We start from the raw sequence: 26,646 nt of genomic DNA, 5'->3' as shown, positions 1-26,646 counted from the left end.
TCGCGCACCAGATAGAAGTTGGTGACCAGCATCGGTAGAAAAAACAGCACGCTGATCAGGCTGAACTTCATGCCGAAGCTCAGGCGATTCATCAGGGCAATGGCGGGATAGAGCAAGCTCTTCACTGGAAGTCTCCCTTTTTGCTTTTATTTTTATTGGCAGCCACGCGAAGAAAGCAGATAGCCACTATTCGGCGCTGCTTCTGTATAGCTCAAATCGGCAAAAGGGTTTGTAACTTAAGGTTAACCGCACGGACGGCGGATAAAAGGCAGGTTGCTGTACGCCGGCAAGCCGCAAAAACTCGCCGGCGTTGGCTCAAGCCCCAGTCAGGGCAACACCGTCCACAGGGCGAAGCCGGCGTACCAGAGCACCGCGGCCCGCAGCAGCAATTCCCAGATCCGGTCCAGGCTGACAATGCCTTCCGGGCCGGTGATCGGCGCGGGGATTTCGGCGGCGACCTGGCCGACCTTCTCCACCAACTGCGCGGCGCTGATGTTCCAGTTCAGCAATTCGTGGAGCATCACGCGGCTGACCGCGACGAAGTTGCCCACCAGGGCGAAACTGGCCGCCAGCAGGCGCACCGGCAACCAATCGAAAGCGTGCCGCAGTTGCCCGGCCCGTTCGGCGACCGCCGGGTTCTTGCTGTGTTCGGCGGCCAGCGCCAGCAGGCGATAACTCAAGGCGGCCACCGGCCCCAGCAGGAAGTACCAGAAGATCACCGCGAAAAAGCTCTGGTAGGCCTGCCACAGCAGATGTCCCTGGACCTGCTCGAGCAACTGCTCGCCGCTGTCGGCGCAGATGTCCAGGTCGCGTTTGGCCACATGGGCCGCGGCTTGCAGGTCTTCGCGGCGCCAGGCGTCGCGGAACGGCCCGAGGCCGCCCAGCAGATCGCCGCGCCCGAGGCTGTAGATCACCACCAGCAGATGCACCGGCAATGCCAGCAGGCCATAGGCCAGCGGCTCCAGCATCAACAACAGCAGTCCGAGCAACGCGACCGGCAGCAGCACCAGCAGCGCCAACACCCACCAGGGGCGCTTGGCCAGCCGCGGGCTGGCTTCCCGGCGCGACAATTGGCGCAACCAGGGCTCGTCGCGCTGAACGCGCTGGCGCAAGGCCGAGAACTTCTCGATCCAGACCGCCAGCAGCAACACCAGAAAACTCATTGTCCTTCCCCTTTATCCAGGGCCGCGCGATAGCGCACCCAGTCGAATCCCGGCCCCGGATCGGTCTTGCGCCCCGGAGCAATATCGCTGTGCCCACAGATCCGCCGTGGGGTGATGGCCTTGAAGGCCTGCTGCAACTGCCAGGTCAAGGCCACCAAAGCGTCATACTGGGCATCGGTGAACGGCAAGTCGTCGGTGCCCTCCAGCTCGATCCCCAGGGAAAAGTCGTTGCAGCTTTCGCGCCCGTCGAACCACGACACGCCGGCATGCCAGGCACGATCCAGACAGGAGACAAACTGAGTGACGCTTCCGTCACGTTCGATCAGGAAATGCGCGGACACGCGCAGATCGGCGATCCCGGCAAAATAAGGATGCTCTGTGACATCGAGACGGTTCTGGAAGAATTCCTGCACCTTGCCCGTCGCGAACTGGGCCGGCGGCAGGCTGATGTTGTGGATCACCAGCAGGGAAATTTCGTCCGCGGGACGCGCGTTGAAATTGGGCGACGGGCAATGGCGAACGCCGTGACACCAACCGCTTGCGGGGTCCAACTGCATACCGATTCCTTCAACCAGGCCTGTGACGGCCCAGTATGCCGCGTTCCGCGTCCGGGTTGCGATCACTTGCCGCGATTGAGTCGCTGCAAACTGCCGATCACCGACTCCAGCGCCCGGTCGAACAGCAGCGTGTCATCCAGCTCGCGCACCGCGCCGCGCTGAAACTCCAGGGCCAGGCCGACCCGGGTGCGCTCCAGCACCTTCATGCCGGTGCGGTTGACGAAAATGTACTTGTCGCCGGGTTGCACGATGGCCGCCAGTTTGCAGCGCACGCTGTTGTCGTCTTCCTCGAGGAATTCGACCCAGGCCCCCAGCCGCAGCTGTTCGACTCGCAACAACCCGGGATCGTTGGCCGCCAATGCCAGGGGAGCGGCCTCCAGCGGGCCCTCCTCGGCACTGGGCAGGACGATTTCTTCCTCGACCGCGACCATCGCCGGCCGTTCGTCCGCCGTGTCCGCCGTATTCGGCTGGCGCACTTCGGCGCTCTGGCCGAGGCCCTCGAACACCTGCAGGTGCAAGGCTTCCAGCTGGCTGAAGAATTCGCTGGTGGCGAACGGATCGAATGCCGCGCTGTTCAGCCCGTCGCGCAACGCCTTGAGCAGGTCGGGCACCAGCGTCAGCAGTTGCAGGGCTGCGTCCGGATCGACGTGGCGCTGCACGCTCCAGATCAGTTGCTCCATGGTCTGCAAGCCCTGGCGCCATTCGCCGGAGTGTTCGCCATGCTTGAGATAGGTCAGCAGCAGGACCTTGCTCCAGGCCTGCTGCACGAACTCGACCACCGTCAGCGGCAGCACCTTGCCCAGCAGCCCGTCGTTCAATGCCTGCTCGACGCAACGGCGCGCCAGTTCGGCCTTGGCTCGCCCTTCTTCGGCATCACGGGTGCGCTGTTCGAGCAATTCGCTGCGCCGGCGCTCGTCGCTGGTGAACGCGAGAAACTCGGCGAGCAGTTCGGAAAAGATCGCCGGATCATCGACGAAGTCGCTCAGCAGCCGCTGCACCACCTGCTCGATGCGCAGGTACAGGCTGTCGCGCTGATAATCGTCGCAACTGCCCCAACCCATGGCCGCCGCGGCGATTTCATTGAGCAAACGCCGCGCCGGATGGCTGCTGCGGCTGAAGAAACTCTTGTCCAGCACCGCGACCTTGAGCATGGGAATCTGTAAGCGGCCGATCAGGGTCTTCAGCGATTCCGGCAGGTTGCGATCGGCCAGGATGAACTCGAAGAGCATCGCCACCAGGTTGATCACATCCTCGTCGGCCACCCCGACCACTCGCGACTTGCCGCTTTTTACGCTAACCCGGGTCAGCAGCTGTTCCAGCTGGTTGCGCAGGTCGAAATCGTCTTGCGTACCGGCCGGCACGTAGTGCTGCAGGTGCGACAACAGGCGCAACAAGTCGCGGGTCGAAATGGGCTGGGTCTCGGCGCTCGCCTCCAGGGTCGGCACCACGCTGCCGCGCACATGCAACAGCAGTTCCTGCAAGGCGGCGAACACTTCCTGCACGCTTTCGTCCATCTGCGCCACGCCAGGGTCGGGCGTGGCCTGGATACTCGCGGCCGCCTGGTCGATGGCCCGGCGCGCCGGCGCGGGCTTGAGCTCCGGCAACACGCCTGTGGCGAGCAACAGCTGATTGGCTTCGGCGTACAGCTGATCGGTCTCGCTGAGCACATAACGCTCGAACAACTTGAGAATGATCAGCTTGACCTTGATCCCCACTCCCAGGCTGCGCCCGGCTTCGAGGAAATACTCGCAGAGCATGGCCGGCCCCAATGGGTTGCAACGATCGTCCAGGCGCTTGCCCAGCAGCACGTTCAGGCGCGCGGTCAGTTGGTCGAGGGCAAAACCGTCGCGGTTGCCGACCTTGGCGACCATCGCCTCGACGGCCACCGTACGCTCCAGGTCGTCGCGGCAGGTTTCAGTGGGGGAGACGCAGGCCACGGCCTGGGCGATCGCGGGCGCGGGGTCGTAGTGGACCAGGCCGACAAACGCCTCGAAGAGTTTCTCCAGGAACCCGCGCTCGATGCTTTTACGCTTCAGGCGCAGGTCGCGCATGGCTTCGAAAAAGGTGTTCTGGTCGACATTGTTCTGCGCCCGATCGGCCATTTCGAACAAGGTATCGTCGGCGTTATCGAACAGTTCCTGCAAACCGTGGCGCAGTTGCTGGGCGGCCTTGTCACGAACCTGAAGCAGAATCACGGGCAGGCGGGCGAGCGGCGAAGCGTTCGCCTGATCCGTAGCCGCCTTGTGCAAAGGCACTACATTCCCGTCGTTGTGCATCCAAGCCTCCTGAAGGTGTTTCTCTGCCGCGCACTGAAAGGTCGGCGACGCCGACGACGCTCACGGTCGAGTCCCAGCGGGTATCGGTACGCACGCTGCATTTCAAATATCGGGGAGCCAAATAGACGTCAAAGCTATGACGTCAATTAGAAGTCGGATTATCTGGTAAAAGTCACTTCTTGTGCCAGCAGACTCTGCTTCCACTTTGAAATAGCGCTTCTATAACGACCGGGCTTTTGCGCAAAAGGCTCATGCCAGGCGACCAAATGCAGGTGCCGACGGGTGGCCGCCTTGGGTTCGTTCGTGCCATGGCCCTATAATCGGGCCACTTTGTTTGTGGAGCCCGCTATGCCGAATCTACGCCTCGCCGACCTGACCGCCGAAATCGAAGCCAACGTGCGCCGTGCGTTGCTGGAAGACATCGGCAGCGGCGATATCACCGCGCAACTGATCCCGGCCGAGCGCCTGGCCAAAGCCACCATCATCACCCGCGAAGCCGCGGTCGTCAGCGGCACCGCCTGGGTCGACGCGGTATTCCGTCAGCTCGACCCGCGGGTCGCCGTGCACTGGCAGGTCCGCGACGGCGAGCGCGCCAGCCCCAACCAGGCTCTGTTCCACCTCGAAGGCCCGGCCCGCTCGCTGCTCAGCGGCGAACGCTGCGCCCTGAACTTCCTGCAATTGCTGTCCGGCGTGGCCACGCGCGCGCAGTACTACGCCGACTTCGTCTCCGACACCCAGGTCAAGCTGCTGGACACCCGCAAGACCCTGCCGGGGCTGCGCCTGGCGCAGAAGTACGCCGTGACCTGCGGCGGTTGCCACAACCACCGCATCGGCCTGTACGACGCCTTCCTGATCAAGGAAAACCATATTGCCGCGTGCGGCGGCATCGCCCAGGCGATCAGCGCCGCGCACAAGATCGCTCCGGGCAAGCCGGTGGAAGTCGAAGTGGAAAGCCTGGCGGAACTCAAGGAAGCCCTGGCGGCAGGCGCGGACATCATCATGCTCGACGAGTTGAGCCTGGACGACATGCGCGAAGCCGTGCGCCTGAATGCCGGCAAGGCCAAGCTGGAAGCCAGCGGCGGGATCAATGAAGACACCCTGCGCCCGATCGCCGAGACCGGCGTCGATTACATTTCGATCGGGGCGATGACCAAGGATGTGAAGGCGGTCGATCTGTCGATGCGCTTGAGCCTCTGAAGCCTTGCGCGGTACCCAACGAAAAACGCCAGCCCCTGAAAGGCTGGCGTTTTTGCATCAGTCGTCGATTTCGTTGAGTTCCAGGTAGTCCTGCAGGTCCATGCCCAGGGCCTCGGCCACTTCCTGATGAACCTCCAGGCGCATGGCCTTGAGTTCCTCTGGCGACTCGGCCACCAACTCCAACACCAGTTCCCACGGCTCGATATCGCGCGACTCCGCTTCGTCCTCGAATGCCCACTGGGCCTGCTGCTTCTGCTCCTGGGGGCTCAGGGCGCTGATTTCTTCCCGCAAGGAAGGGGTGGCAGCCAGGTACTTCTCAAGGGCGACATCAATTCTGGCTTCTTTAGGAATCATCTCGTTCTCTCTGATCATGGGAATGGAAGATGGGTCTGGATCGCTGGGATCTCTTCGCCGCAAAAAACCGTAGTAAAGGCCGAGGCCGTGAACCATTCGGGATCATCTGAAAACCATTCAGACAGGCTGCGAATATAGGACCTTTATCTGCGGATGCCTATGAATCCTTGCTCCGCGTCGACAAAAACCTGTCCACTCGTTCAACACCGGCTCAGCAAAAAATACTCTGTTACATTCCTCAACCCGGCAGCCCCGATGACACTAGGAACAAGCATCGGGAAACGCAGTCATAGCGATGTGCCATATCGGCACTTCTCAAGGAATCGAAGTGATGTTCAATCGCTCCAAGCGTTCGTCCGTCTACCTCACCACCAGCCTGACCACCCTGCTGCTCGGCAGCCTGGCGCTTCCCGCCCTGGCCATAGATGTCGACTCCAGAAGCGCCTCGTCTTACGACAACATTCCGGTCCTGCACCAGGAACCGGACCGCACGTTCAACCTGCGCTCCAGCGGGATCACCCTGGACGAACTGGAAAAACTGCAGGCTGGCTTCAAGGACAACACCGCGGAGCTGGCCAAGCTCAAAGGCACGATCGACAGCCAGGCCCGCCTGATCGAAGAACTCAAACGCGACACTGGCAGCAGCTCCAGCAGCAACGCCAGCGAAGTGAGCAACCTGAAAAAAGCCGCCGGCGAGCAAGCCAGCCAATTGACCAAGCTGGAAAAACAGCTCGATGAACTCAAGCGCAACAACGGTTCCAGCTCCAGCTCGAACACTAATGAAGTGAACAACCTCAAACGGGTCACCAGCGACCAGGCCAATGAGCTGGACAAGCTCGGCAAGCAGATCGACGAACTCAAGCGCGGCAATAGTTCAAGCTCCAGTTCGAGCTCCAGCGAGCTATCCAGCCTCAAGAGCACCGTCAGCAGCCAGGCCAACGACCTGGACAAGCTCGGCAAGCAGATCGACGACCTCAAGCGTGGCAGCAGCTCAAGCTCCAGTTCGAGCTCCAGCGAACTGTCCAGCCTCAAGAGTACGGTCGGCAGCCAGGCCGGCGAACTGGACAAGCTGCAGAGGCAGATCGATGAACTCAAGCGCGGCAGCAGCTCAAGCTCCGGTTCGAGCTCCAGCGAGCTGTCCAGTCTCAAGAACGAGGTCGGCAGTCAGGCCAGCACCCTGGACAAGCTGGAAAGACAGGTCGATGACCTCAAGCGCAGTAGCAGCTCCGGCTCGAGTGCAAGCTCCAGCGAGCTGTCCAGCCTCAAGAGCGAGGTCAGCAACCAGGACCGGGACCTGGAACAACTCAAGCGCAGCCTCGAGGACCTGAGCCGCAGGGTGAAGTGAGACAAGGCTAATAGAAACAACAAAGCCCGCCTATGCGGGCTTTGTTGTTTGCACGATGCGAGCCTGCCAATCATCGACTGCTAGAGCTCCCCCCATGGAGACACAAGAACAAACAGAACAAGCTCCCTGGCTGCTTTCGACTTCAACGATGGCCTGCCAGAACTTTCCAATCCCTGCATTTTTATTCAGCCGCATAACGCACCCTACTGGCCAGCCACTCTTGCCGGCATAACTGACAAACTAAAAGAAGCACAGGATGCACAAGCGCATCCTCACAAGAGCATCGTGAGGTACAGCTCTCCTCTGAATTGCCACTACCCGCCAGCACCGCAGTATTGCATCCAGCTATCTGGACGCCCTGACATTGAGCTGTTTCGAATGTAGAATCCGGCCGCGCCCATTGCGTCGGTAGCGACTCAAGCCCGTCACGGCTCAAGACGCTTCCCTTTACACAGAATTGAAGGATCGAACATGAAGATTTATGCAATCGTTGGTGCTGGCGGCTTTGGGCGTGAGGTAGCACCTCTAGCACAAGAAATGATTAGCATGCGTAATGAAGAAGAGTTCCAGATAATTTTCGTTGACGATAACCAGACAGAAAAAAGCATCAACGAAATCAACGTGGTTGACACCACCAGCTTCCTGAACATGGATGGCGAAAAGTTCTTCAACATCACAATCGCTAACAGTAAGGTCAGACAGAAAATTGCTGAGCAATTTATCGCCTCAGGAATAAAACCCTTCTCTATATCCGCAACCAACTCAGTAAAGCTGAGCCATAACATCATCGGGGAAGGCGGGGTATTTTGCCCATTCACGACAGTCACGGCCAACGCCAAGATAGGTAAGTTCTTTCACGCAAACATCTATTCGTACATAGCACATGACTGCGTGATTGGTGATTACGTGACATTCGCACCCAATGTCCAATGCAACGGTAGCGTGGTCATTGAAGACCACGCTTATATTGGGACTGGCGCAATGATTCGCCAAGGAACCCCCGACAGGCCGATTGTTATCGGCGAAGGCGCGGTGGTTGGGATGGGGTCCGTTGTAACAAAAAGCGTCGCCCCCTATACAACAGTATTCGGCAACCCAGCGAAGCCTCTAAACAAAATCTCCAAATAAGGACTCCTTGCAGCATGAAAGAAATTAAAGTTGCGGTCATTGGGTCTGGGACGATGGGCAAAGGAATCGTCCAGATTCTTGCCCAGTCCAATATCATCTATTCGTTGGTATGGCTTGGCCGCTCCGAATCCGGCTGCCGCTCCGCGCTCGATGATCTGAACTCCCAATGGGAAAGGATGATCAATAAAAAGAGACTTTTGCGCGAAGATGCCCAAAGTTATTCTGCCAAGATATCCGTTGCCAGCAGCTTCGAAGAAATTTCAAATTGCGATCTGGTTCTTGAAGCCATTACCGAAGACATGGCGGCCAAACACGAAGTATTCCGAGAGATTGCCAAGCATGCCAATGCTCAGTCGGTGATCGCCACAAATACATCATCGCTCTCCATCACCGAACTTGCGAGCATTACTAAATACCCTGAAAACGTCGTCGGCTTGCACTTCTTCAACCCCGCCCCCGTGATGAAACTGGTCGAGGTCATTGTCGGTCTATCTACTTCCAATGAAACCGCCACTTGGGCATTCAACTTCGCAAAAGAATTAAGCAAAGAGCCAGTATTGGTTAACGAAGCACCTGGTTTCATCGTTAACCGAATGCTCATACCGATGATCAATGAAGCTATCGGCATATTGGCTGAAGGTGTGGCTAGCGCTGAGGAGATCGATAAGGCAATGAAGTTTGGGGCAAATCACCCTATTGGCCCACTGGCTCTTGCCGACCTCATTGGCAATGACGTGAACCTGTCGATCATGGAAACGCTTCACAACGAAACGGGCGATCCAAAATATCGAGCCCATCCGTTATTAAGGAAAATGGTCAGAGCCAATCGACTTGGACGAAAAACAGGCATTGGATTCTACAACTACTAGTTGATACCCGAACACTCTTGGACCGAGGGCCGCTTCAGACCAAGAAGTTCGGGGAGTGACAGATCCCGGCGTGTACGCTCCAACTCACCAAGTTACGTTCCATATGCATCTGACATGCGGCCTTGCAATGTAGTCCCGGGCCGCTGTCAATGATGGACCTATGCGACTCATGAATCACGCTGCCCATTACCAGAGCTAAAAGCCTCACTAATTAGCTGCGCGAGGTCATGACTCACATTAGAAAACTAATTGCCCAGCCCCTCTGGGCCTGTCTGGCAAGTACGACAAAGCCCACTCGATACGGGCTTTGTCGTACATGAAGGTTCGAATCAGATCCGCCCCCGAGCCTTACGCAACCAAAGCCATCTCATGCCCGCGGCAAATGCTTGCTCACGCAATGAATGCCACCGCCGCCCGCGGCGATCGGGTCGATATTGCCCCGGATCAGCCTGACCAGCAGGTCCTTGCAGTACTGGTCAGCCGCCGCGTCGCCGAACGGCGGGGCGATCACCGCTTCATTGATCGGCAGGAAGTTGATGTAGCCCGGCGCAAAATCCGGGTTGTCGCGAGTGTACTGGGTGATCAGGGTGCCCTGCCCGTCCACATGAATCGCGCCGCCTTCGTTGGTCAGCGATACGTCGAAACATTCCAGACCAAGGCTGTCGAAGATACGTCGCGCCAGGCTTGCGTCCAGGTCAAAGGCCGATTTGCCGCCCCAGGCGTTGAAGCGCCAGTTGACCCCGGCCGTGCCCAGATGCGGATGGCAGACAAAACTCGGACCGGTGTCGCGGCACCAGCTGTCGTTGATCGACAGTTCGACCAGTTCGATATTCGCCGCGCACAACTCACGGGCCTGCACCACAGCGTAGGGGGCGACCACCATCTTCAGCGGTTCGAAACAGGCAATGGCGTTGGCCACTCGGGCGAAGTCGACTTACACATCGGCCAGGGTCACGCCCCAAGTGGTTTCCCACAGGGCCTGATTATGAGGAAAAGCCATCCAGAACGATAGATTTTTCCGAAACTTGATTAGCTTATCGATCATGCTTAAACACTGCCCCCCCCCTGAACGCCCTCCGCGGCTTAGAAGCTGCCGCCCGCCTGGGTAGCTTCCACAAGGCCGTCAAAGAGCTGCACCTTACCCTGTCGGCCATCAGTCAGCAGATTCTCAGCCTGGAAAGCTTCCTCGAACAGCCGCTGTTCCTGCACAACAGCCGCAGCGTGGCATTGACCGATGCCGGTTGCGACCTGCTCAGCACTACCCAGTCACTGCTGCAATAACTGGCCGTGGGCATCCGCCGCCTGGACCAGAAGCGCAAACCCAACCAACTGGTGGTCAACACCACCCCGGCCTTCGCCCACCACTGGCTTGTGCCACGCCTGGCGGACTTTCACCGGCTCCATCGGCAGGTTGATCTCTGGCTACTGACCACCGATGAAACACCCGACATGGCTACCCAGACCATCGACATCGCCGCGCGCGACGACCTCAGCACTCAGGCCGAATGCAGCTTCTGCCTGCCGCTGGAAGACCGACTGTACCCGGCCCAAACTGGAGCTGGCTGGTGCACCGCGGCAGCGAAGGCGACACCCTCACTCGCGGCTTCTGCGACTGGCTGGCCGAAGGCCCTGGGAGAGCTTGAAGAGGTTACCTTGCAAAACCGGGATGCCCCCTAGCCGTCCGGATACCCAGAAACAGACAAGACCACCAGAAACGACAAAGCCCGCACTGGGCGGGCTTTGTAAGTAGCTGACAGGCATTCATTGATTGCTTGAAACGACTAACCGAGTCCCGAAACAGGAATCAGATTTGGTACCCCCAAGCCATATCTACCGACTCTATCTGACTACGCATCAACAGTTGTCCCCAGCTAGTGTACTTTTTCACTGCCGCGGGTCGCTCATCAACTCACCCGTTAATTGATCACGAGCCAGTCAGCCGGCTAAGCACAAGCCAGACAAGTACCTACATGACACAGACACTGACACACCCGGCGTTCGCTTGTAGAATCCTCGACTATCCTTAGGCATCAATATCGATGCTTAATACAGACATGCTGGAGATCAAAGTGGTAACGAGTAGCAGCTTGGACACCAGAATCTACCGTGGCGGTATTCGAGCTCAAGGAACCACGAGAAAAAGTCTTTGAGCAACAACTACTAAAGGACTCCAGGTAAGAATGCCCCCTGGAAAGCGACAGTAAAGATTGGCCCATAAAGCCATGCCTCAAGCTTTAGCACTCTTCCTTATAGTGATGATTATAGCAACACTCATTCAACAACACTTAATTAGTGGTAGCCCAGTGACAGAAGAAGATTACATATTTAAGGTAGCGTCCATCGGGTTTAGTCTAGCGATGCTATTGTCAGCATATATACTCAAAATCAAATGTAGATCATGGGTAGCGCCGCCCGTTGTATTCTCTTTATTCTGGTTCCTCTTTACTTTCTTCCCATTAGTAGTAATGACTAACGTCCCATCAACCCCGATGGCAACGCTTTACATATTTGCTTGCACATTAGCGTTTTCCATACCTGCATTCCTTACAAACTGGAACAGAGCCAGAGAAGCAAACCATTACAAGCAAACGACATCTCCAAACCTTTACAACAATAAAATATTAACACTAAGCTTTTTTTCAATGCAAATAATTGTAATTCTTTGCATGCTTGCAAACTTAGCCATTCAAGGTTACTCGCCTTATGAGTTTATTACGGACCTAATAGGAACTGCAAACCGATACCTTAGCGACCGCTACAATGGGCACATTGAACCAAACGTTTTCGCACAGATCGGTGTAGTACTAAATTACACTGCAAACTGCATTGGCGGATTAATCATCGCCAACAAAAGCAATTTCAAGAGAGTCTTAATATTCCTTTGCAGCTTTATTCCTGCCGGACTTCACATGATAATTTACGCTGACAAGGGAACTCTGTTCCTATGTGCAGCCTTTTTCTACTCGGGTGTATTAGTCGCAAGAATGCATGCAGGAAGCTACTCCCTTACAAACAAACTAACCAACAAAGTAATATTCATTTCTGTGGTTTTGCTTTTCCCAATTTTAATAGCCTCGTTTCTGGCGCGAGGCATTGGAGAAGGGACTATAGAGGAAACTATTAAAAAATTGGAGTTCTACTTATCTTCATATGCCTTCGGTAGTTTTTATGCGTTTTCCGACTGGTTTTCCAGCGTTTATTTAGGCCACTCAAATATGGAGTACGCACTACTCAAACAAAACACATATGGGTTATACACATTCATGGCTATATTTAAAGCCATGGGCAACACAACCTACATCCCAGAGGGCTACTATGATGAGTACTACAACTATCACGACATAATACAGTCAAACATATACACCATGTTTCGAGGCTTGATTACCGACTTCTCCATGATTGGATCTTTAATATACTTCACGCTCACTGGCTTTATTTTCAATCTAGCATATCTCACGATACTAAAAGCAAAAAAACCAGTTATCTCCGTTGCACTATACATGTGCTTTATAGCTTATACATATTCATCTTTCCTTATCAGCATTATGACATGGAATAGTATTTTTGCCGTATTTATTGCGGTGTCCGCCATCCTTGGCATAAATAGCTACCTCAGCAACAAGAGATTTTACTTTATTAAGTCCTGACCCTGCCTGTACCAGCAAACCCAGAGGCCTTCCAAAAAATCATGCCGTAGAAAATTTAGGCCTCCTATCCAAGAAGTGCAACCGAACCAAGTTGGTTGCACTTACATACAACTCGCCTTACCTCACGCACACACAAAAACGTCCAAACATGTTTCTGCATGACTCTCGTAAAAACTCATAAATTCAATGCAGACGAACTCATTGGATGTCCCATACGGCTTCGTGCCGACCTGGCTTGAATTGCAGCGAACGATGATTAAGGCTTAGTTCAGCCACTGTACCTTTTGGCACACTGAATAATATTTTCCGTTTTGGATAATCATAAACAATATCGATCAATCCATGAGGAGTTGGTATCTTCGCTTTCGCGGAAAACTTCAAAACCTTCGATGGCTTTATTTCCCAGCGTGCCCAGCCAGGTGCAGTCGCATTAACACCCAAGATGAATCGCGGAATTATATTGGCTGGCGCGGCTCCCCAAGCATGGGTCCAGTCTTCGTTATACTTGAACTGAACATCCCAAGCCTCATGGGTAATGGTGGCATCATATTTATTCAACATGTTCATCCAACCACGCTCAGTCTTATTCAGCATCAGCGCGAGAGCCAGATCGTCTTCACCCGATTCGAATAACCCTTCCAATAGATACTGGGCCGTGAAAACCGAACCTGGGAAACCACCATCATAACTTTCAATCTTCGTGGCCAGTCTCTTCAAGACATCACCGCGCTGGCTGTTATCAACCATGCCAAATGCCAAAGGGATAAACAGACTATGGGCTGATGTATGCGTGGAGCCAATACCATCGACATACACTCCGTCCTGCCCCTTCACCTTAACGTCCATGACAGATTTCAAACCGCTGGCCAAATCGCTGAATCGACTACGGTCCGACTCCTCTCCCAAAGCATGAGCGATATCCGCCATGCGCTTGAAACCCATATAGACAAATGCATTGGTAACCGTGTTGTTTGCAAGCATTTCATGACCGTCCCGCTGACTGGGTGGCCAATCCACAATATCTCCTAGTGGGTAGGTTACCTTGAGCTTTTCTTTCAACTCCGGAGAAATTTTCGTCACATCCACCATCCCTGACTCCGAGATGGCCTCTCCAAGGCTCAACGTTTTGAGCCAGTCGTAATGCTTACGCAAGAACTTGATATCGCCGGTCTGTAAATAGTCAGCCCAGGCCATGAATATCATGTGTGCCTGCCACTCCGTTGGCCAGCTTGGATGCTTAACCAGATACTCGAACGTTCGCCGAGGCACGGTAACGTCTCCAACGCTGGCAAACCAGCCAAGCATATTGATATAGGCATCAGCCTCGTACGGTAGCCGCTCTCGATCCCCATCCACGAATACACCCGCAAAACTGGTGGCTTCGAGTGTATGGCTCGTCAACTCAAGGATTCGATTTAACTCATCAGCCGTTTGACCACCGGAAAAACTAATAACGCCTCGGTTCTCATACTTCGATGAGCGAGAAAATTCGACCTTGATGAACTTTTCCGAAAACTCTCCCTTCCATCCATAGATATCAATGTAACGGAACGGCATTACAGCGCCGATACTCGCTGGCATCAACCTCTTATCCGCGACAGGAAGCGGCAGCTCCTGTGAGCCTTTGCGCAAGGTAATATTTTCTTCAAGGTAGCGGACGCCAATTTTTTCCGGGCCGGTACTTGGAAGTGGGTCTGGCTGACTACTTTCTCTTAGCTTTATGGTTATCGCGCGGCCGACATTCTCCTGATCAGGGGTAATTGTCACCTTCGAAAAATATACTTTCCCATAATCAAGAGTGATCTTGCTCTCGCTGACATCTACCTTCACGGGTGCAAGCTTAAATAGCTTTACTGTTCCTTCTATACCCACCGGAAGTTCTTGCGCCGCAACCGAAACCGATGAAAAAACAAGAGTAAAAACCAATATGCAGAACGACTTCATCTGTGCGCTTTCTCGTCTTTTTTTGTAAAATCAATGTAACCGGGTTCTTTAAGTGATGTCCCGATGGCCCGTCGTTTTATGACAATTTCGAGCCCTCCCCCGAGAACACGCATCATAGCGATGCACGCGGGCATCATTTGAACGTTGCAGAACCCAATGAAAGTGAACATGGTGCCCGAGACAGGAATCGAACCTGCGACCTTCGCGTTACGAGTGCGCTGCTCTACCGGCTGAGCTACACGGGCGCAGGGCTAAACCTAGCACCGAGGCCGAGGTTTTGCCATATCGCCTCCCCCCTGTAGGAGCGGTTTGCTCACGATGACCACGCAGCGGTCGCCCCGGAGCAGGTAGCGGCCTTGAGATTGGATCGCGAGCCAGCTCGCTCCTACAGGGAATAGCGGTGTGGCAGATAGCAAAACGCCCCGAATCAGTCGGGGCGCTTGCTTGTTCAGCTCAGTGCTGCGGTCGTGTTAAACGCCCGAAGCCTTGGCTGCCGCCACGTCTTTGATGGACAGCTTGATACGGCCGCGGTTGTCCACGTCCAGTACCAGCACTTCCACTTCCTGGCCTTCTTTCAGGATGTCGGTCACTTTCTCGACGCGAGCATCGCTCAGCATGGAGATGTGAACCAGACCGTCCTTGCCCGGCAGGATGTTGACGAACGCGCCGAAGTCGACGATGCGCTCAACCTTGCCGACGTAGATCTTGCCGATCTCGGCTTCCGCGGTGATGCCCAGAACGCGCTGACGCGCAGCCTCTGCAGCTTCCTTGGTTTCGCCGAAGATCTTGATCGAACCGTCGTCTTCGATGTCGATCGAAGCCTTGGTCTCTTCGCAGATCGCACGGATGGTCGCGCCGCCTTTACCGATGACATCACGGATTTTATCGGTGTCGATCTTCATCGCGATCATGGTCGGAGCGTTGGCCGACAGTTCGGTACGCGATTGACCGATGATCTGGTTCATCTGACCGAGGATGTTCAGGCGAGCTTCCAGGGCCTGGCCCAGGGCGATCTCCATGATTTCTTCGGTGATGCCCTTGATCTTGATGTCCATCTGCAGCGCGGTCACGCCTTTGGCGGTACCGGCTACCTTGAAGTCCATGTCGCCCAGGTGGTCTTCGTCGCCCAGGATGTCGGTCAGGACGGCAAACTTCTCGCCTTCCTTAACCAGGCCCATGGCGATACCGGCAACCGGGGCCTTCATCGGTACGCCTGCGTCCATCAGCGCCAGGGAAGCGCCGCAGACCGAAGCCATGGAGCTGGAACCGTTGGATTCGGTGATTTCCGATACCACGCGGATGGTGTACGGGAACACGTCGGCGGCTGGCAGCATGGCCTGGACCGAACGACGGGCCAGACGGCCGTGACCGATTTCACGACGACCGGCGCCGCCCATGCGACCACACTCGCCCACCGAGAACGGAGGGAAGTTGTAGTGCAGCATGAAGGGGTCTTTTTTCTCGCCTTCCAGGGTGTCCAGCAGCTGTGCGTCACGGGCAGTACCCAGAGTCGCGACGACCAGGGCCTGGGTTTCGCCACGGGTGAACAGCGCCGAACCGTGAGTCTTCGGCAGAACGCCGACTTCGATGTTCAGCGGACGTACGGTGCGGGTGTCGCGACCATCGATACGTGGCTTGCCGTTAACGATGTTCTCGCGAACGGTGCGGTATTCGATCTCGCCGAAAGCAGCTTTGACTTCAGAAGCCGAAGGCTGGCCTTCTTCGCCGGACAGCTTGGCTACGACTTGGTCTTTCAGCTCGCCCAGACGCGCATAACGGTCGGCCTTGACGGTGATGGTGTAAGCCTGGGAGATCGCTTCGCCGAACTCGGCGCGGATAGCGCCCAGCAGCGCGGTGGCTTCTGGAGCAGCAGCCCAGTCCCAGGTTGGCTTGGCAGCTTCAGCGGCCAGCTCTTTGACGGCCTGGATCACCGCCTGGAATTCGTCGTGGGCGAACAGCACGGCGCCCAGCATCTGGTCTTCGGTCAGCTCTTTGGCTTCCGACTCAACCATCAACACCGCTTCCGAGGTACCGGCTACGACCATGTCCAGGCTGGAGGCCTGAAGCTGCTCGTAGGTCGGGTTCAGCAGGTAGCCGGTGCTTTCATGGAACGCTACGCGGGCAGCGCCGATCGGGCCGTCGAAAGGAATGCCGGAGATCGCCAGGGCAGCCGAGGTACCGATCATCGCAGCGATGTCCGGATCGGTCTTCTTGCTGGTGGAAACCACGGTGCAGACAACCTGCACTTCGTTCATGAAGCCTTCTGGGAACAGAGGGCGGATCGGACGGTCGATCAGACGCGAGGTCAGGGTTTCTTTCTCGGAAGGACGGCCTTCGCGCTTGAAGAAACCGCCAGGAATCTTACCGGCAGCGTAAGTTTTTTCCTGGTAGTGAACAGACAGAGGGAAGAAACCCTTGCCTGCATCGGCTTGCTTGGCGCCAACCACGGTCACCAATACGCTGACGTCGTCGTCAACGGTGACCAATACTGCGCCGGAGGCCTGACGGGCGATACGGCCAGTCTCGAGGGTAACGGTCGACTGACCGAACTGGAATTTTTTGATTACCGGGTTCACGGTGTCCTACCTTCTTTGTGGCTCTTGGGGGAACTGGTTTCTTGCGAAATTCTTGGGCAATGTCGGGAATCGGCCCGATGCTGATTGTCCAGGTAAAACGGTACCGCAGATAAAACTTGAGGCTGGAAGCCTGACAAGCGCCGGCGGAACCCCGCTGACGCCTGACAGACAACCAACCTCAGAGCGCAATCGCTGATTAGCGACGCAGACCCAGGCGACCGATCAGAGCGCTGTAACGGCTCAGGTCCTTGCCTTTCAGGTAGTCCAGCAGCTTACGACGCTGGTTAACCATGCGGATCAGACCACGACGGGAGTGGTGGTCTTTACCGTTGGCCTTGAAGTGACCTTGCAGTTTGTTGATGTTGGCGGTCAGCAGTGCAACTTGCACTTCTGGCGAACCAGTGTCACCAACAGCTTGCTGGTAGTCGGTTACGATTTGAGCTTTTTCTTCAACGCTGAGTGCCATTTGGCTTTCCTCTCATAGGGCAACGTTCCGAGAAACGCCACCAACAGGCCAGGGACAAATCCCTGTATCTATAAATGAGCTGTGACCGTGCCTGTTAACAGCCACCCTCTCCAGCCTGCTGTTACACAGGCTGGTTCCGGTCATTCCGACCGAATCAGTCGACGCGGCGCGATGCGCCCGTCTTCGCTCACTTCACCGATACCGATAAAGCGACCATTGTGATCCTGTACCCGCACCATGCCGAACTTCGGTGCGTCTGGAGCCCGTACCGGCTGACCGTTGAGCCAGTAGAACGCGCTGTGCTCCGAGAACTGCAGCAGCGGCCAATCCAACAGGCCGCTGTCCGATGGCATCAGGAAGCGATCCACCGCTTCGTTGCCGCCTTCGGCATGTACCGCTTCAAGCTCTTCCAGCGTAACGGTCTGGGCCAGGCTGAAAGGGCCGGCCTGGGTGCGCCGCAACTCTGCGACATAAGCCCCACAACCCAGCTTCTCACCGATATCCTCCACCAGGGTCCGGATATAGGTGCCTTTACTGCAGTCCACCGCCAGCCGCGCAGTATCGCCTTCAGAGGCAAGTAATTCCAAGCGCGCAATAGTAACAGAACGCGCTTCGCGCTCCACCACTTCGCCTGCACGCGCCAGCTTGTAAAGTGGCTGGCCATCACGCTTGAGGGCTGAGTACATCGGCGGTATCTGACTGATTTGCCCACGAAATTCCGGCAGCACCGCTTCAATATCAGTGCGACCAACGGTCACTTCGCGAGTCTGCAGGACTTCCCCCTCGGCGTCGGCCGTGGTGGTGGTCTTGCCCAACTGCATCAGGGTTTCGTAACCCTTGTCGGAATCGAGCAGGTACTGCGAGAACTTGGTCGCCTCGCCGAAGCACAGCGGCAACACACCGGTGGCCAGGGGATCGAGGCTACCGGTGTGCCCAGCCTTTTCAGCGTTGAGCAACCAGCGGACTTTCTGCAGTGCCGCGTTGGAGGTAAACCCCAGCGGCTTGTCCAGCAGGATGATCCCGCTGACATTACGACGGATACGCTTGACCTGAGCCACCGCTTACTCCTTGGCGTCTTCGGGTTCAGCGGCGTGCTGGCTGTCTTCGGCCACGGCGCGCTCGATCAGGGCCGACAGATGCGCGCCCCGCACGACGCTTTCGTCGTAGTGGAAATGCAGCTGTGGAACGCTGCGCAACTTCATCTCGCGAGCCAGCTGCATACGCAGGAAGCCGGCGGCCGAATTGAGCACCTTGATGCTCTGGGCGATATCGTCAGGGTTGTCCTGGCCCATCACAGTGATGAAGATCTTCGCGTGACCAACGTCACGGCTGACTTCAACGGCGGTGATGGTGACCAGGCCGACGCGCGGGTCTTTGACTTCACGACGGATCAGCTGAGCCAACTCGCGCTGCATCTGGTCGCCGATACGTTGGGTACGGCTGTATTCTTTTGCCATGTCTTGTTACCTGTTGCTGCCTCACGGCGAAACCCGCAAGGTCTGAAAGCGGCAAACGCCCGGCCTGACAAAAGCCAGACCGGGCGTTGCGTTTAGAGTCTGGATGAGGCGCTGCGCAAGTGCACGCCGCTGCCCATCATGGCTCTTGAAGTGCGCGAGTTAGAGGCTGCGAGCAACCTGAACCTTCTCGAAGACTTCGATCTTGTCGCCGACTTTGACGTCGTTGTAGCTCTTCACGCCGATACCGCACTCCATGCCGGCACGCACTTCGGAAGCGTCATCCTTGAAGCGGCGCAGGGATTCCAGCTCGCCTTCGAAAATAACGATGTCTTCACGCAGTACGCGGATCGGACGGTTACGGTGCACGACACCTTCGATGACCATGCAACCGGCGATCGCACCGAACTTCGGCGAGCGGAACACGTCGCGAACTTCGGCAACACCCAGGATGTTCTCCCGGACGTCGCTGCCCAACATACCGGTCAGGGCTTTCTTGACGTCTTCGATGATGTCGTAGATCACGTTGTAGTAACGCATATCCAGACCTTCCTGCTCGACGATCTTCCGTGCGCCGGCATCGGCACGCACGTTGAAGCCGAACAGTACAGCGTTGGAGGCCAGTGCCAGGTTGGCATCGCTTTCGGTGATACCACCGACGCCGCCGCCGACCACGCGCACTTGCACTTCGTCGTTGCCCAGGCCGTTCAGAGCGCCTTGCAGAGCTTCCAGCGATCCACGGACGTCGGACTTGAGGACGATGTTGAGCGTCTTCTTCTCTTCCTGGCCCATGCTTTCGAAGATGTTTTCCAGCTTGCCGGCGTGAGCACGAGCCAGTTTGACTTCGCGGAACTTGCCTTGACGGAACAGAGCCACTTCACGGGCTTTCTTCTCGTCGGCAACCACGCTCATCTCGTCGCCAGCGTCCGGGGTACCGTCCAGGCCGAGGATCTCGACCGGAATGGCCGGACCGGCTTCCTTGATCGGCTTGCCGTTCTCGTCGAGCATGGCGCGCACGCGGCCATAGTTCGAGCCGACCAGCACCATGTCGCCTTGACGCAGGGTACCGTCCTGAACCAGCACGGTCGCCACCGGGCCGCGGCCCTTGTCGAGACGCGACTCAACCACGACACCACGGCCAGGAGCCGAAGGAGTGGCGGTCAGTTCGAGAACTTCGGCCTGCAGCAGCACGGCTTCGAGCAATTCGTCGACACCAGTACCCATCTTCGCCGAAACCGGAACGAATGGAGTGTCGCCACCCCAGTCCTCGGAAGTCACGCCGTGAACCGACAGTTCGCTACGGATGCGATCGAGGTCGGCACCCGGCTTGTCGATCTTGTTCACCGCAACGACCAGAGGTACGCCAGCGGCCTGGGCATGCTGAACGGCTTCAACGGTCTGCGGCATCACACCGTCGTCCGCTGCAACCACCAGGATCACGATGTCGGTCGCCTTGGCACCACGAGCACGCATGGCGGTAAACGCGGCGTGACCTGGGGTGTCGAGGAAGGTGACCATGCCGCGCTCAGTTTCAACGTGGTAGGCACCAATGTGCTGGGTAATACCGCCGGCTTCGCCAGCCGCTACCTTGGCACGACGGATGTAGTCGAGCAGCGAGGTCTTACCATGGTCAACGTGACCCATTACGGTCACGACTGGCGCACGAGGTACGGCCTCACCTTCAAACTTCAGGGACTCGGCCAGGGAATCTTCCAGGGCGGTGTCGCTGATCAGGGTCACTTTGTGGCCCAGCTCTTCAGCAACCAGCTGGGCAGTTTCCTGATCCAGTACCTGGTTGATGGTGGCCGGGGTGCCCAGCTTGAACATGAACTTGATGATTTCGGCAGCCTTGACCGACATCTGCTGGGCAAGATCGCCAACAGTGATGGTTTCGCCGATCTTCACTTCACGCACGACAGGGCCGGTTGGGCTCTGGAAGCCGTGAGCGTTACGCTTCTTCAGCTTCGCCTTGCCGCGACCGCCGCGACGAAAGCCATCGCTTTCTTCATCGGTAGTACGTGGGGCAACGCGTGGAGCCGGAGCCTTTTCCTTCACGGAAGCACGATGCGGAGCGTTTTTGCGCTCGCCATCGCCACCACGACGGTTGTCGTCGTTACGGCTCTTGTCCGGGCGACGCTGCTCGTCCTTCTTGCGCACTTCAGCGACTGGCGCTGGAGCGGCAACAGGTGCGTCTTCCACGATAGGCTCGGCAACCACTGCCGGGGCAGCGACAGCTTCAACGACAGCAGGTTGCGCAGCAGCAGGCTGGCGACGCGCTTCTTCTTCGGCGCGACGCTTGGCTTCTTCTTCAGCCTTCTGACGTGCAGCATTTTCCACTGCGCGACGTTCTTCCAGTTCGCGTTGGCGCTCGGCTTCGATTTCTTCCGGGCTGCGTTGCACGAAGACTTTCTTCTTGCGCACTTCAACGCTGATGCTTTTACTGCCGGCGACACGCAGGGTGCTGGTGGTTTTACGCTGCAAAGTGATCTTGCGCGGTTCTTCCACTTTCGCCTTGTGGCTGCTCTTCAAGTGAGTCAGCAACGATTGCTTCTCACTGTCGGTCACATGTTCCTCGGCGGCGGTGTGCGGCAGACCTGCCTCACGCATCTGCTGCAACAGGCGCTCTACCGGTGTTTTGACCTCATCGGCCAGTTGTTTCACCGTGACTTGCGTCATGCACTTCTCTCCTCAGGCCGCGCCTATTACTCGAACCAATGGGCTCGGGCGGCCATGATCAACTTGCCGGCACGATCATCGTCAATGCCGTCGATGTCGAGCAGGTCGTCAATAGACTGCTCGGCCAGGTCTTCGCGGGTAATTACGCCGCGCACCGCCAGTTCCATCGCCAAATCCTTGTCCATACCCTCAAGCGAGAGCAGGTCTTCGGCCGGATGGGCGTCTGCCAGCTTTTCCTCAGTAGCGATGGCTTTAGTCAACAAGCGATCCTTGGCACGAGCGCGAAGCTCGTTGACGATGTCTTCGTCAAAGCCGTCGATGTTGAGCATTTCTTCCAACGGTACGTAGGCAATCTCTTCCAGGCTGGTGAAACCTTCATCGACCAGCACCTGTGCCAGCTCCTCATCGACTTCCAGCTCTTCGATGAAGTTGCGCAGGATGTCGCCGGTCTCAGCTTGCTGCTTAGCCTGGATGTCCGATTCGGTCATCACGTTCAGGGTCCAGCCGGTCAGCTGGCTGGCCAGACGCACGTTCTGACCACCGCGACCGATGGCCTGAGCCAGATTGTCTGCGCCGACGGCGATGTCCATGGCGTGGGCATCTTCGTCGACGATAATTGCCGCGACTTCGGCCGGCGACATGGCATTGATCACGAACTGCGCCGGGTTGTCGTCCCACAGGACGATGTCCACACGCTCACCGCCCAGCTCACCGGAAACGGCCTGGACACGCGAACCGCGCATACCGATGCACGCGCCCTGAGGGTCAATGCGCTTATCTTTGGAACGAACCGCGATCTTGGCACGCGAGCCCGGATCCCGGGACGCCGCCATGACTTCGATCAGGCCTTCGGCGATTTCCGGCACTTCGATGCGGAACAACTCGATCAGCATTTCCGGCGCAGTACGCGACAGGATCAGCTGAGGACCGCGGTTCTCGGTGCGGATTTCCTTGAGCAGCGCGCGAAGACGCACGCCAACACGGAAAGTCTCGCGGGAGATGATGTCTTCACGGGCCAACAGCGCTTCGGCGTTGTTACCCAGGTCGACGATCACGTTGTCGCGCGTCACTTTTTTCACGGTGCCCGAGATGATTTCACCCAGACGCTCGCGGTAGGCATCGACGACTTGAGCCCGCTCGGCTTCGCGAACTTTTTGCACGATGACCTGTTTGGCGGTCTGCGCAGCGATGCGGCCAAATTCGATCGACTCGATCTTCTCTTCGACGACATCACCGACTTTCGCGCCGGGATGAGTTTCCTGGACCTTGCTCGGCCAGGTTTCCACCGCCGGATCGTCCAGGTCGGCTTCCTCGACTACCGTCCAACGACGGAAAGTCTCGTAAGCACCGGTGTGGCGATTGATTTCCACACGCAGATCAACTTCGTCTTCAAAACGCTTTTTGGTAGCAGTGGCCAGAGCCAGCTCCAGCGCTTCAAAAATCACGCTTGCCGGTACACCCTTTTCGTTGGATACCGACTCAACAACCAGCAGTACTTCTTTGCTCATCGTACGCCTCGCCTTTCGCAAGCCATTGGATCCGCGGGATCCGCGTCTCAGTCAAAACTGGGAATTATGTGGGCCTTGTCGATCATATCGATCGGCAACAGGAACTCATGGTCTTCCACCTGCACCACGACGTCCTGCTCCTCCACCCCGCGGAGAAGGCCCTGAAAATTACGCCGGCCTTCAAAGGGCGAGCGCAGCTTGATCTTCACTTGTTCACCGACATACTTGGCAAACTGTTCAAGAGTGAACAGCGGGCGTTCCATGCCAGGAGAGGAAACTTCAAGGGTGTATTCAACAGTGATCGGATCTTCGACATCCAAAACACCGCTGAGCTGACGGCTGACGATGGCGCAGTCGTCCACCAGCACTCCGCCTTCTTTATCGATATAAACGCGCAATAGTGAGTGGCGACCTTGAGCCGAAAACTCGATACCCCAGCATTCATAGCCAAGGGCCACGACCACCGGGGCCAACAAGGCCTGCAACTGTTCTAGCTTGCTCGACACCTGAACCCCCTCGTGCATGCTTGTGCAAATAAAAAATGGGCGAAACGCCCATCCCGGAAACGCCGTTGAACATCGGCGCTATAAAGTGACCAGCTAACAAAAAGCCCCTGAAAAGGGGCTCCGCTAAAACTGGTTGCGGGGGCCGGATTTGAACCGACGACCTTCGGGTTATGAGCCCGACGAGCTACCAGACTGCTCCACCCCGCGACAAAGCTGGGGCGGAAGTATACGACTGATCCCTTTTTGGGTCAATGTAACCTTCCACCTACAAGAAAGCCCGCAACAGCGGGCTCTCCTGATAATTGGTACCGAGAAGGGGACTCGAACCCCTACACCCTATGGGCACAACCACCTCAAGGTTGCGTGTCTACCAATTCCACCACCTCGGCATAGACTACGTTACTGCGTGAATCTCTTCTTACTTCTGCTCTTGAGCTGGAGGTACGTCAGTCGCATTAGTTGCCGACTTTTGCTCTTGGAGCACCGGGACATCATCAGAAGCCGGTTGTTGCTTTGGTACTTCAAGCACCGCTGGATTTGGCAAACCTACTTGAGTCAGCTCATGAGCTTTCTCTTTAGCAAAGTAACCTAACCCCAAGCTGGTTATGAAAAAACCTGCGGCGAGTATAGCAGTAAACTTACTAAGAAAGGTAGAGGAACCTTGGCTTCCGAACACAGTATTTGAAGCACCTGCTCCGAAAGACGCGCCAGCGTCCGCACCCTTACCCTGCTGCAGCAATACCAAGGCGACTACGCCCAGCGCACCCAGCAGATGAAAAACGACTACGACTGTTTCCAGCATTTTTTCAGTTTCCCGCGGCGCGACAGATCGCACCGAACTCATCTGCATTCAGGGAAGCTCCACCAATGAGCCCCCCATCGATATCCGGCATGCCGAACAGTTCGACCGCATTGGCCGCCTTCACGCTGCCGCCGTATAGAAGCCGCACACCTCGTGCCACTTCAGAATTCTCTGCCGCCAACTGCGCCCGGATGGCTGCGTGCACATCCTGAGCCTGTTGCGGTGAAGCCGTCAGCCCGGTACCAATAGCCCAGACCGGCTCGTAAGCAATAACGGCATTGGTAAACGCACCAACACCCAACTCTTCGATAATGCTGCCCAGCTGACGCCCGACAACCTCAAGAGTCTTGCCAGACTCGCGCTGCTCGAGGGTTTCCCCTACACACAAGACCGGCTTCAAACCACAGGCCTGTGCCGCTGCGAATTTGCGATTCAGCGTACCATCGCGCTCACCCATCATCAGACGGCGCTCGGAATGCCCAACCAACACCAGGGAACAACCTGCGTCGACCAACTGACTCGGAGCAATTTCCCCTGTCAGCGCACCTTGCATGGGCTCCACCGCAGAATTCTGCGCGCCGACCGAAATCGACTTGCCTTTCAAGCCATCAATCACCTGATTGATATACAAGCAAGGCGGGAACACCGCGACATCAACACCGCTAGGCAAGGCCAGATGACGCAGGCCGTTGATCAGCTCAGCGACGCTGGCGCGGGTACCGTGCATTTTCCAGTTACCAGCTACCATAGGGCGACGCATGCTGTACCTCGTCGGTCAAAGTGGGCGCAGATGTTACCCAACCGCATCAACACTGGCAAGCCGAAATCAGGCAGAAACTTCTGCAACCAGTTTTGCCAGCTCGTCGGCATAGCCGCGAACCTGAGCCTCATCGTCACCTTCAACCATGACACGAACCAAAGGCTCGGTACCCGACTTGCGCAACAACACTCGACCACGCCCCGCCATCGCTGTAGTAACCCGCGCGCAGGCCTCTTTGACAGCCGGATGCTCAACAGGATTGGCCCCGCCGCCGAAGCGTACATTGACCAGAACCTGCGGGCACTTGCGCAGCGCCTGACGCGATTGCGCCAACCCTTCATCACGCCGTTTCAGCGCCATCAACACCTGGAGAGCAGCGATAATCGCATCGCCCGTGGTGGTGTGCTGGAAGCACACGATATGGCCGGAATTTTCGCCACCTACCAACCACTCGCGCTCAAGCAACTCGGCAATGACGTAGCGGTCGCCGACATTGGCGCGGACAAATGGAATACCCAGGTCAGCCAGCGCCAATTCGAGCCCCAGATTACTCATCAAGGTGCCGACCACACCGCCTTGTAGCTTGTTCCGCGCATGCAGGTCCCGGGCGATGATAAACAGCAACTCGTCACCATCGACGACAGCCCCTGTGTGATCGACCATCAGCACACGATCGCCATCGCCATCGAAAGCAATGCCTAAATCGGCATGCTCGGCCAATACCGCAGCCTGTAGTTGCCCCATATGAGTGGAGCCGCAATTGTCGTTAATGTTCAGACCGTTAGGCTGCGCAGAAAGAACCACCACCTCCGCACCCAACTCCTTGAAAACACTTGGCGCCACCTTGTAGGTCGCACCGTGGGCACAGTCGACGACAATCTTCAGTCCAGCAAAACTGGTGCTGGAAGGAACGCTGCTCTTACAGAACTCGATGTAACGGCCCGACGCGTCATTGATACGCGAGACCTTGCCCAACTTGCTCGACTCCACGACGGTCATCGGCGCATCCAGCAACTCCTCGATCATCAACTCGACTTCATCTGGGAGTTTGGTGCCTTCACCAGAGAAGAACTTGATGCCGTTGTCATCATGAGGATTATGCGAAGCACTGATCACGATCCCCGCCTCAGCGTGGAAAGTGCGCGTCAGGTAAGCAATGGCAGGAGTAGGCATCGGCCCCAACAGCATGACATCCGCCCCTGCAGCAGAGAGCCCCGCTTCAAGCGCGGACTCAAACATATAACCGGAAATGCGCGTGTCTTTACCCACCAGCACACGGCAAGCGCCCATGCTACGGAAGGCCATACCCGCGGCCCAACCCAGCTTGAGCATGAAGTCAGGGGTAATCGGATACACACCCACACGACCGCGAATGCCGTCGGTACCAAAATATTTCTTGCTCATAAGCGCTCCATCAT

20 protein-coding genes, 3 tRNA genes and 2 pseudogenes are annotated in these 26,646 nt (G+C 56.8%); 6 read left to right on the top strand and 19 right to left on the bottom strand.

The window, feature by feature from the left end; all coding sequences use genetic code 11:
- Positions 1–326: 326 nt before the first annotated feature.
- From ampE to BTN82_RS03770, 3 genes are all read right to left on the bottom strand, one after another.
- The gene (gene ampE, locus BTN82_RS03780) at positions 327–1,163 is read right to left on the bottom strand and encodes a regulatory signaling modulator protein AmpE (protein WP_075117831.1); all 837 of its coding nucleotides are present in this window, start codon (positions 1,161–1,163) and stop codon (positions 327–329) included.
- Complete coding sequence (gene ampD / locus BTN82_RS03775) at positions 1,160–1,720, bottom strand: 1,6-anhydro-N-acetylmuramyl-L-alanine amidase AmpD (RefSeq protein WP_075117830.1); 561 nt, start codon at positions 1,718–1,720, stop codon at positions 1,160–1,162. The genes ampE and ampD overlap by 4 nt, the downstream gene beginning before the upstream one ends.
- 62 nt (positions 1,721–1,782) lie before the next feature.
- Positions 1,783–3,996, bottom strand: coding sequence for a DUF1631 domain-containing protein (locus BTN82_RS03770; protein ID WP_075117829.1), 2,214 nt, complete (start codon positions 3,994–3,996; stop codon positions 1,783–1,785).
- 348 nt (positions 3,997–4,344) lie between these two features.
- Here BTN82_RS03770 and nadC point away from each other — a divergent pair, with 348 nt between their 5' ends.
- Positions 4,345–5,193 carry a carboxylating nicotinate-nucleotide diphosphorylase gene (gene nadC, locus BTN82_RS03765; protein WP_075117828.1) on the top strand — a complete coding sequence of 283 codons (849 nt, stop codon included), beginning with the start codon at positions 4,345–4,347 and terminating at the stop codon, positions 5,191–5,193.
- 57 nt (positions 5,194–5,250) lie between these two features.
- Here the strand turns inward: nadC and BTN82_RS03760 are convergent, their stop codons facing one another.
- Positions 5,251–5,547 carry a DUF6388 family protein gene (locus BTN82_RS03760; RefSeq protein ID WP_075117827.1) on the bottom strand — a complete coding sequence of 99 codons (297 nt, stop codon included), beginning with the start codon at positions 5,545–5,547 and terminating at the stop codon, positions 5,251–5,253.
- A 331-nt stretch (positions 5,548–5,878) separates the two neighbouring features.
- Here BTN82_RS03760 and BTN82_RS03755 point away from each other — a divergent pair, with 331 nt between their 5' ends.
- From BTN82_RS03755 to BTN82_RS03745, 3 genes are all read left to right on the top strand, one after another.
- Complete coding sequence (locus BTN82_RS03755; RefSeq protein WP_075117826.1) at positions 5,879–6,892, top strand: hypothetical protein; 1,014 nt, start codon at positions 5,879–5,881, stop codon at positions 6,890–6,892.
- A 471-nt stretch (positions 6,893–7,363) separates the two neighbouring features.
- Positions 7,364–8,020, top strand: coding sequence for an acetyltransferase (locus BTN82_RS03750; RefSeq protein WP_075117825.1), 657 nt, complete (start codon positions 7,364–7,366; stop codon positions 8,018–8,020).
- 14 nt (positions 8,021–8,034) lie between these two features.
- Entirely contained in the window at positions 8,035–8,889 is an 855-nt protein-coding gene (locus BTN82_RS03745) for a 3-hydroxyacyl-CoA dehydrogenase family protein (protein WP_222610204.1), read from the top strand.
- Between the two features lie 367 nt (positions 8,890–9,256).
- On the opposite strand, the pseudogene BTN82_RS03735 reads toward BTN82_RS03745, so the two are convergent.
- A pseudogene (locus BTN82_RS03735) lies at positions 9,257–9,934 on the bottom strand (agmatine/peptidylarginine deiminase).
- Between the two features lie 20 nt (positions 9,935–9,954).
- Here BTN82_RS03735 and BTN82_RS03730 point away from each other — a divergent pair.
- Positions 9,955–10,437 (top strand): annotated as a pseudogene (locus BTN82_RS03730) (LysR family transcriptional regulator); the annotation flags it as partial.
- Between the two features lie 659 nt (positions 10,438–11,096).
- Positions 11,097–12,536 carry an O-antigen polymerase gene (locus BTN82_RS03725; RefSeq protein ID WP_148169455.1) on the top strand — a complete coding sequence of 480 codons (1,440 nt, stop codon included), beginning with the start codon at positions 11,097–11,099 and terminating at the stop codon, positions 12,534–12,536.
- 198 nt (positions 12,537–12,734) lie between these two features.
- Here BTN82_RS03725 and BTN82_RS03720 read toward each other — a convergent pair whose 3' ends face one another.
- From BTN82_RS03720 to glmM, 14 genes are all read right to left on the bottom strand, one after another.
- Complete coding sequence (locus BTN82_RS03720) at positions 12,735–14,480, bottom strand: alpha-L-rhamnosidase C-terminal domain-containing protein (protein ID WP_081375408.1); 1,746 nt, start codon at positions 14,478–14,480, stop codon at positions 12,735–12,737.
- A gap of 169 nt (positions 14,481–14,649) precedes the next feature.
- Positions 14,650–14,725, bottom strand: a tRNA-Thr gene (locus BTN82_RS03715).
- Positions 14,726–14,950: 225 nt separating this feature from the next.
- Complete coding sequence (gene pnp, locus BTN82_RS03710) at positions 14,951–17,056, bottom strand: polyribonucleotide nucleotidyltransferase (RefSeq protein ID WP_075117822.1); 2,106 nt, start codon at positions 17,054–17,056, stop codon at positions 14,951–14,953.
- Between the two features lie 196 nt (positions 17,057–17,252).
- On the bottom strand, positions 17,253–17,522 hold the full coding sequence (rpsO, locus tag BTN82_RS03705) for a 30S ribosomal protein S15 (RefSeq protein ID WP_009042128.1): 270 nt from the start codon (positions 17,520–17,522) through the stop codon (positions 17,253–17,255).
- 140 nt (positions 17,523–17,662) lie between these two features.
- The gene (truB, locus tag BTN82_RS03700; RefSeq protein ID WP_075117821.1) at positions 17,663–18,580 is read right to left on the bottom strand and encodes a tRNA pseudouridine(55) synthase TruB; all 918 of its coding nucleotides are present in this window, start codon (positions 18,578–18,580) and stop codon (positions 17,663–17,665) included.
- 3 nt (positions 18,581–18,583) lie between these two features.
- Complete coding sequence (gene rbfA, locus BTN82_RS03695; protein WP_075117820.1) at positions 18,584–18,979, bottom strand: 30S ribosome-binding factor RbfA; 396 nt, start codon at positions 18,977–18,979, stop codon at positions 18,584–18,586.
- Between the two features lie 159 nt (positions 18,980–19,138).
- Positions 19,139–21,652, bottom strand: a complete 2,514-nt coding sequence (gene infB / locus BTN82_RS03690) for a translation initiation factor IF-2 (protein ID WP_075117819.1) — start codon at positions 21,650–21,652, stop codon at positions 19,139–19,141.
- Positions 21,653–21,678: 26 nt separating this feature from the next.
- Positions 21,679–23,160 carry a transcription termination factor NusA gene (gene nusA, locus BTN82_RS03685; protein ID WP_009046934.1) on the bottom strand — a complete coding sequence of 494 codons (1,482 nt, stop codon included), beginning with the start codon at positions 23,158–23,160 and terminating at the stop codon, positions 21,679–21,681.
- Positions 23,161–23,207: 47 nt separating this feature from the next.
- Positions 23,208–23,666, bottom strand: a complete 459-nt coding sequence (gene rimP, locus BTN82_RS03680; protein ID WP_075118122.1) for a ribosome maturation factor RimP — start codon at positions 23,664–23,666, stop codon at positions 23,208–23,210.
- A 130-nt stretch (positions 23,667–23,796) separates the two neighbouring features.
- A tRNA-Met gene (locus BTN82_RS03675) sits at positions 23,797–23,873 on the bottom strand.
- Between the two features lie 96 nt (positions 23,874–23,969).
- Positions 23,970–24,055 (bottom strand) — tRNA-Leu (locus BTN82_RS03670).
- Between the two features lie 29 nt (positions 24,056–24,084).
- Positions 24,085–24,468, bottom strand: coding sequence for a preprotein translocase subunit SecG (gene secG, locus BTN82_RS03665; protein ID WP_075117818.1), 384 nt, complete (start codon positions 24,466–24,468; stop codon positions 24,085–24,087).
- A gap of 4 nt (positions 24,469–24,472) precedes the next feature.
- Positions 24,473–25,228 carry a triose-phosphate isomerase gene (gene tpiA / locus BTN82_RS03660; protein WP_075117817.1) on the bottom strand — a complete coding sequence of 252 codons (756 nt, stop codon included), beginning with the start codon at positions 25,226–25,228 and terminating at the stop codon, positions 24,473–24,475.
- 66 nt (positions 25,229–25,294) lie between these two features.
- Positions 25,295–26,632 carry a phosphoglucosamine mutase gene (glmM, locus tag BTN82_RS03655; protein WP_075117816.1) on the bottom strand — a complete coding sequence of 446 codons (1,338 nt, stop codon included), beginning with the start codon at positions 26,630–26,632 and terminating at the stop codon, positions 25,295–25,297.
- Positions 26,633–26,646: the final 14 nt, after the last annotated feature.

The organism is Pseudomonas chlororaphis, assembly GCF_001921865.1.
Classification (GTDB): Bacteria; Pseudomonadota; Gammaproteobacteria; order Pseudomonadales; family Pseudomonadaceae; genus Aquipseudomonas; species Aquipseudomonas chlororaphis_D.
The sequence above is the reverse complement of the archived record's forward strand: the minus strand, read 5'-3'. Positions and strand labels throughout refer to the sequence as shown.

Bases quoted from the DNA above. Each gene is read 5' to 3' on its own strand.
- BTN82_RS03750 (WP_075117825.1), top strand. From the start codon at position 7,364: ATGAAGATTTATGCAATCGTTGGTGCTGGCGGCTTTGGGCGTGAGGTA.
- BTN82_RS03770 (WP_075117829.1), bottom strand. From the start codon at position 3,996: ATGCACAACGACGGGAATGTAGTGCCTTTGCACAAGGCGGCTACGGAT.
- BTN82_RS03745 (WP_222610204.1), top strand. From the start codon at position 8,035: ATGAAAGAAATTAAAGTTGCGGTCATTGGGTCTGGGACGATGGGCAAA.
- glmM (WP_075117816.1), bottom strand. From the start codon at position 26,632: ATGAGCAAGAAATATTTTGGTACCGACGGCATTCGCGGTCGTGTGGGT.
- tpiA (WP_075117817.1), bottom strand. From the start codon at position 25,228: ATGCGTCGCCCTATGGTAGCTGGTAACTGGAAAATGCACGGTACCCGC.
- BTN82_RS03760 (WP_075117827.1), bottom strand. From the start codon at position 5,547: ATGATTCCTAAAGAAGCCAGAATTGATGTCGCCCTTGAGAAGTACCTG.
- nadC (WP_075117828.1), top strand. From the start codon at position 4,345: ATGCCGAATCTACGCCTCGCCGACCTGACCGCCGAAATCGAAGCCAAC.
- BTN82_RS03720 (WP_081375408.1), bottom strand. From the start codon at position 14,480: ATGAAGTCGTTCTGCATATTGGTTTTTACTCTTGTTTTTTCATCGGTT.
- rpsO (WP_009042128.1), bottom strand. From the start codon at position 17,522: ATGGCACTCAGCGTTGAAGAAAAAGCTCAAATCGTAACCGACTACCAG.
- BTN82_RS03755 (WP_075117826.1), top strand. From the start codon at position 5,879: ATGTTCAATCGCTCCAAGCGTTCGTCCGTCTACCTCACCACCAGCCTG.
- nusA (WP_009046934.1), bottom strand. From the start codon at position 23,160: ATGAGCAAAGAAGTACTGCTGGTTGTTGAGTCGGTATCCAACGAAAAG.
- ampE (WP_075117831.1), bottom strand. From the start codon at position 1,163: ATGAGTTTTCTGGTGTTGCTGCTGGCGGTCTGGATCGAGAAGTTCTCG.
- infB (WP_075117819.1), bottom strand. From the start codon at position 21,652: ATGACGCAAGTCACGGTGAAACAACTGGCCGATGAGGTCAAAACACCG.
- secG (WP_075117818.1), bottom strand. From the start codon at position 24,468: ATGCTGGAAACAGTCGTAGTCGTTTTTCATCTGCTGGGTGCGCTGGGC.
- rbfA (WP_075117820.1), bottom strand. From the start codon at position 18,979: ATGGCAAAAGAATACAGCCGTACCCAACGTATCGGCGACCAGATGCAG.
- ampD (WP_075117830.1), bottom strand. From the start codon at position 1,720: ATGCAGTTGGACCCCGCAAGCGGTTGGTGTCACGGCGTTCGCCATTGC.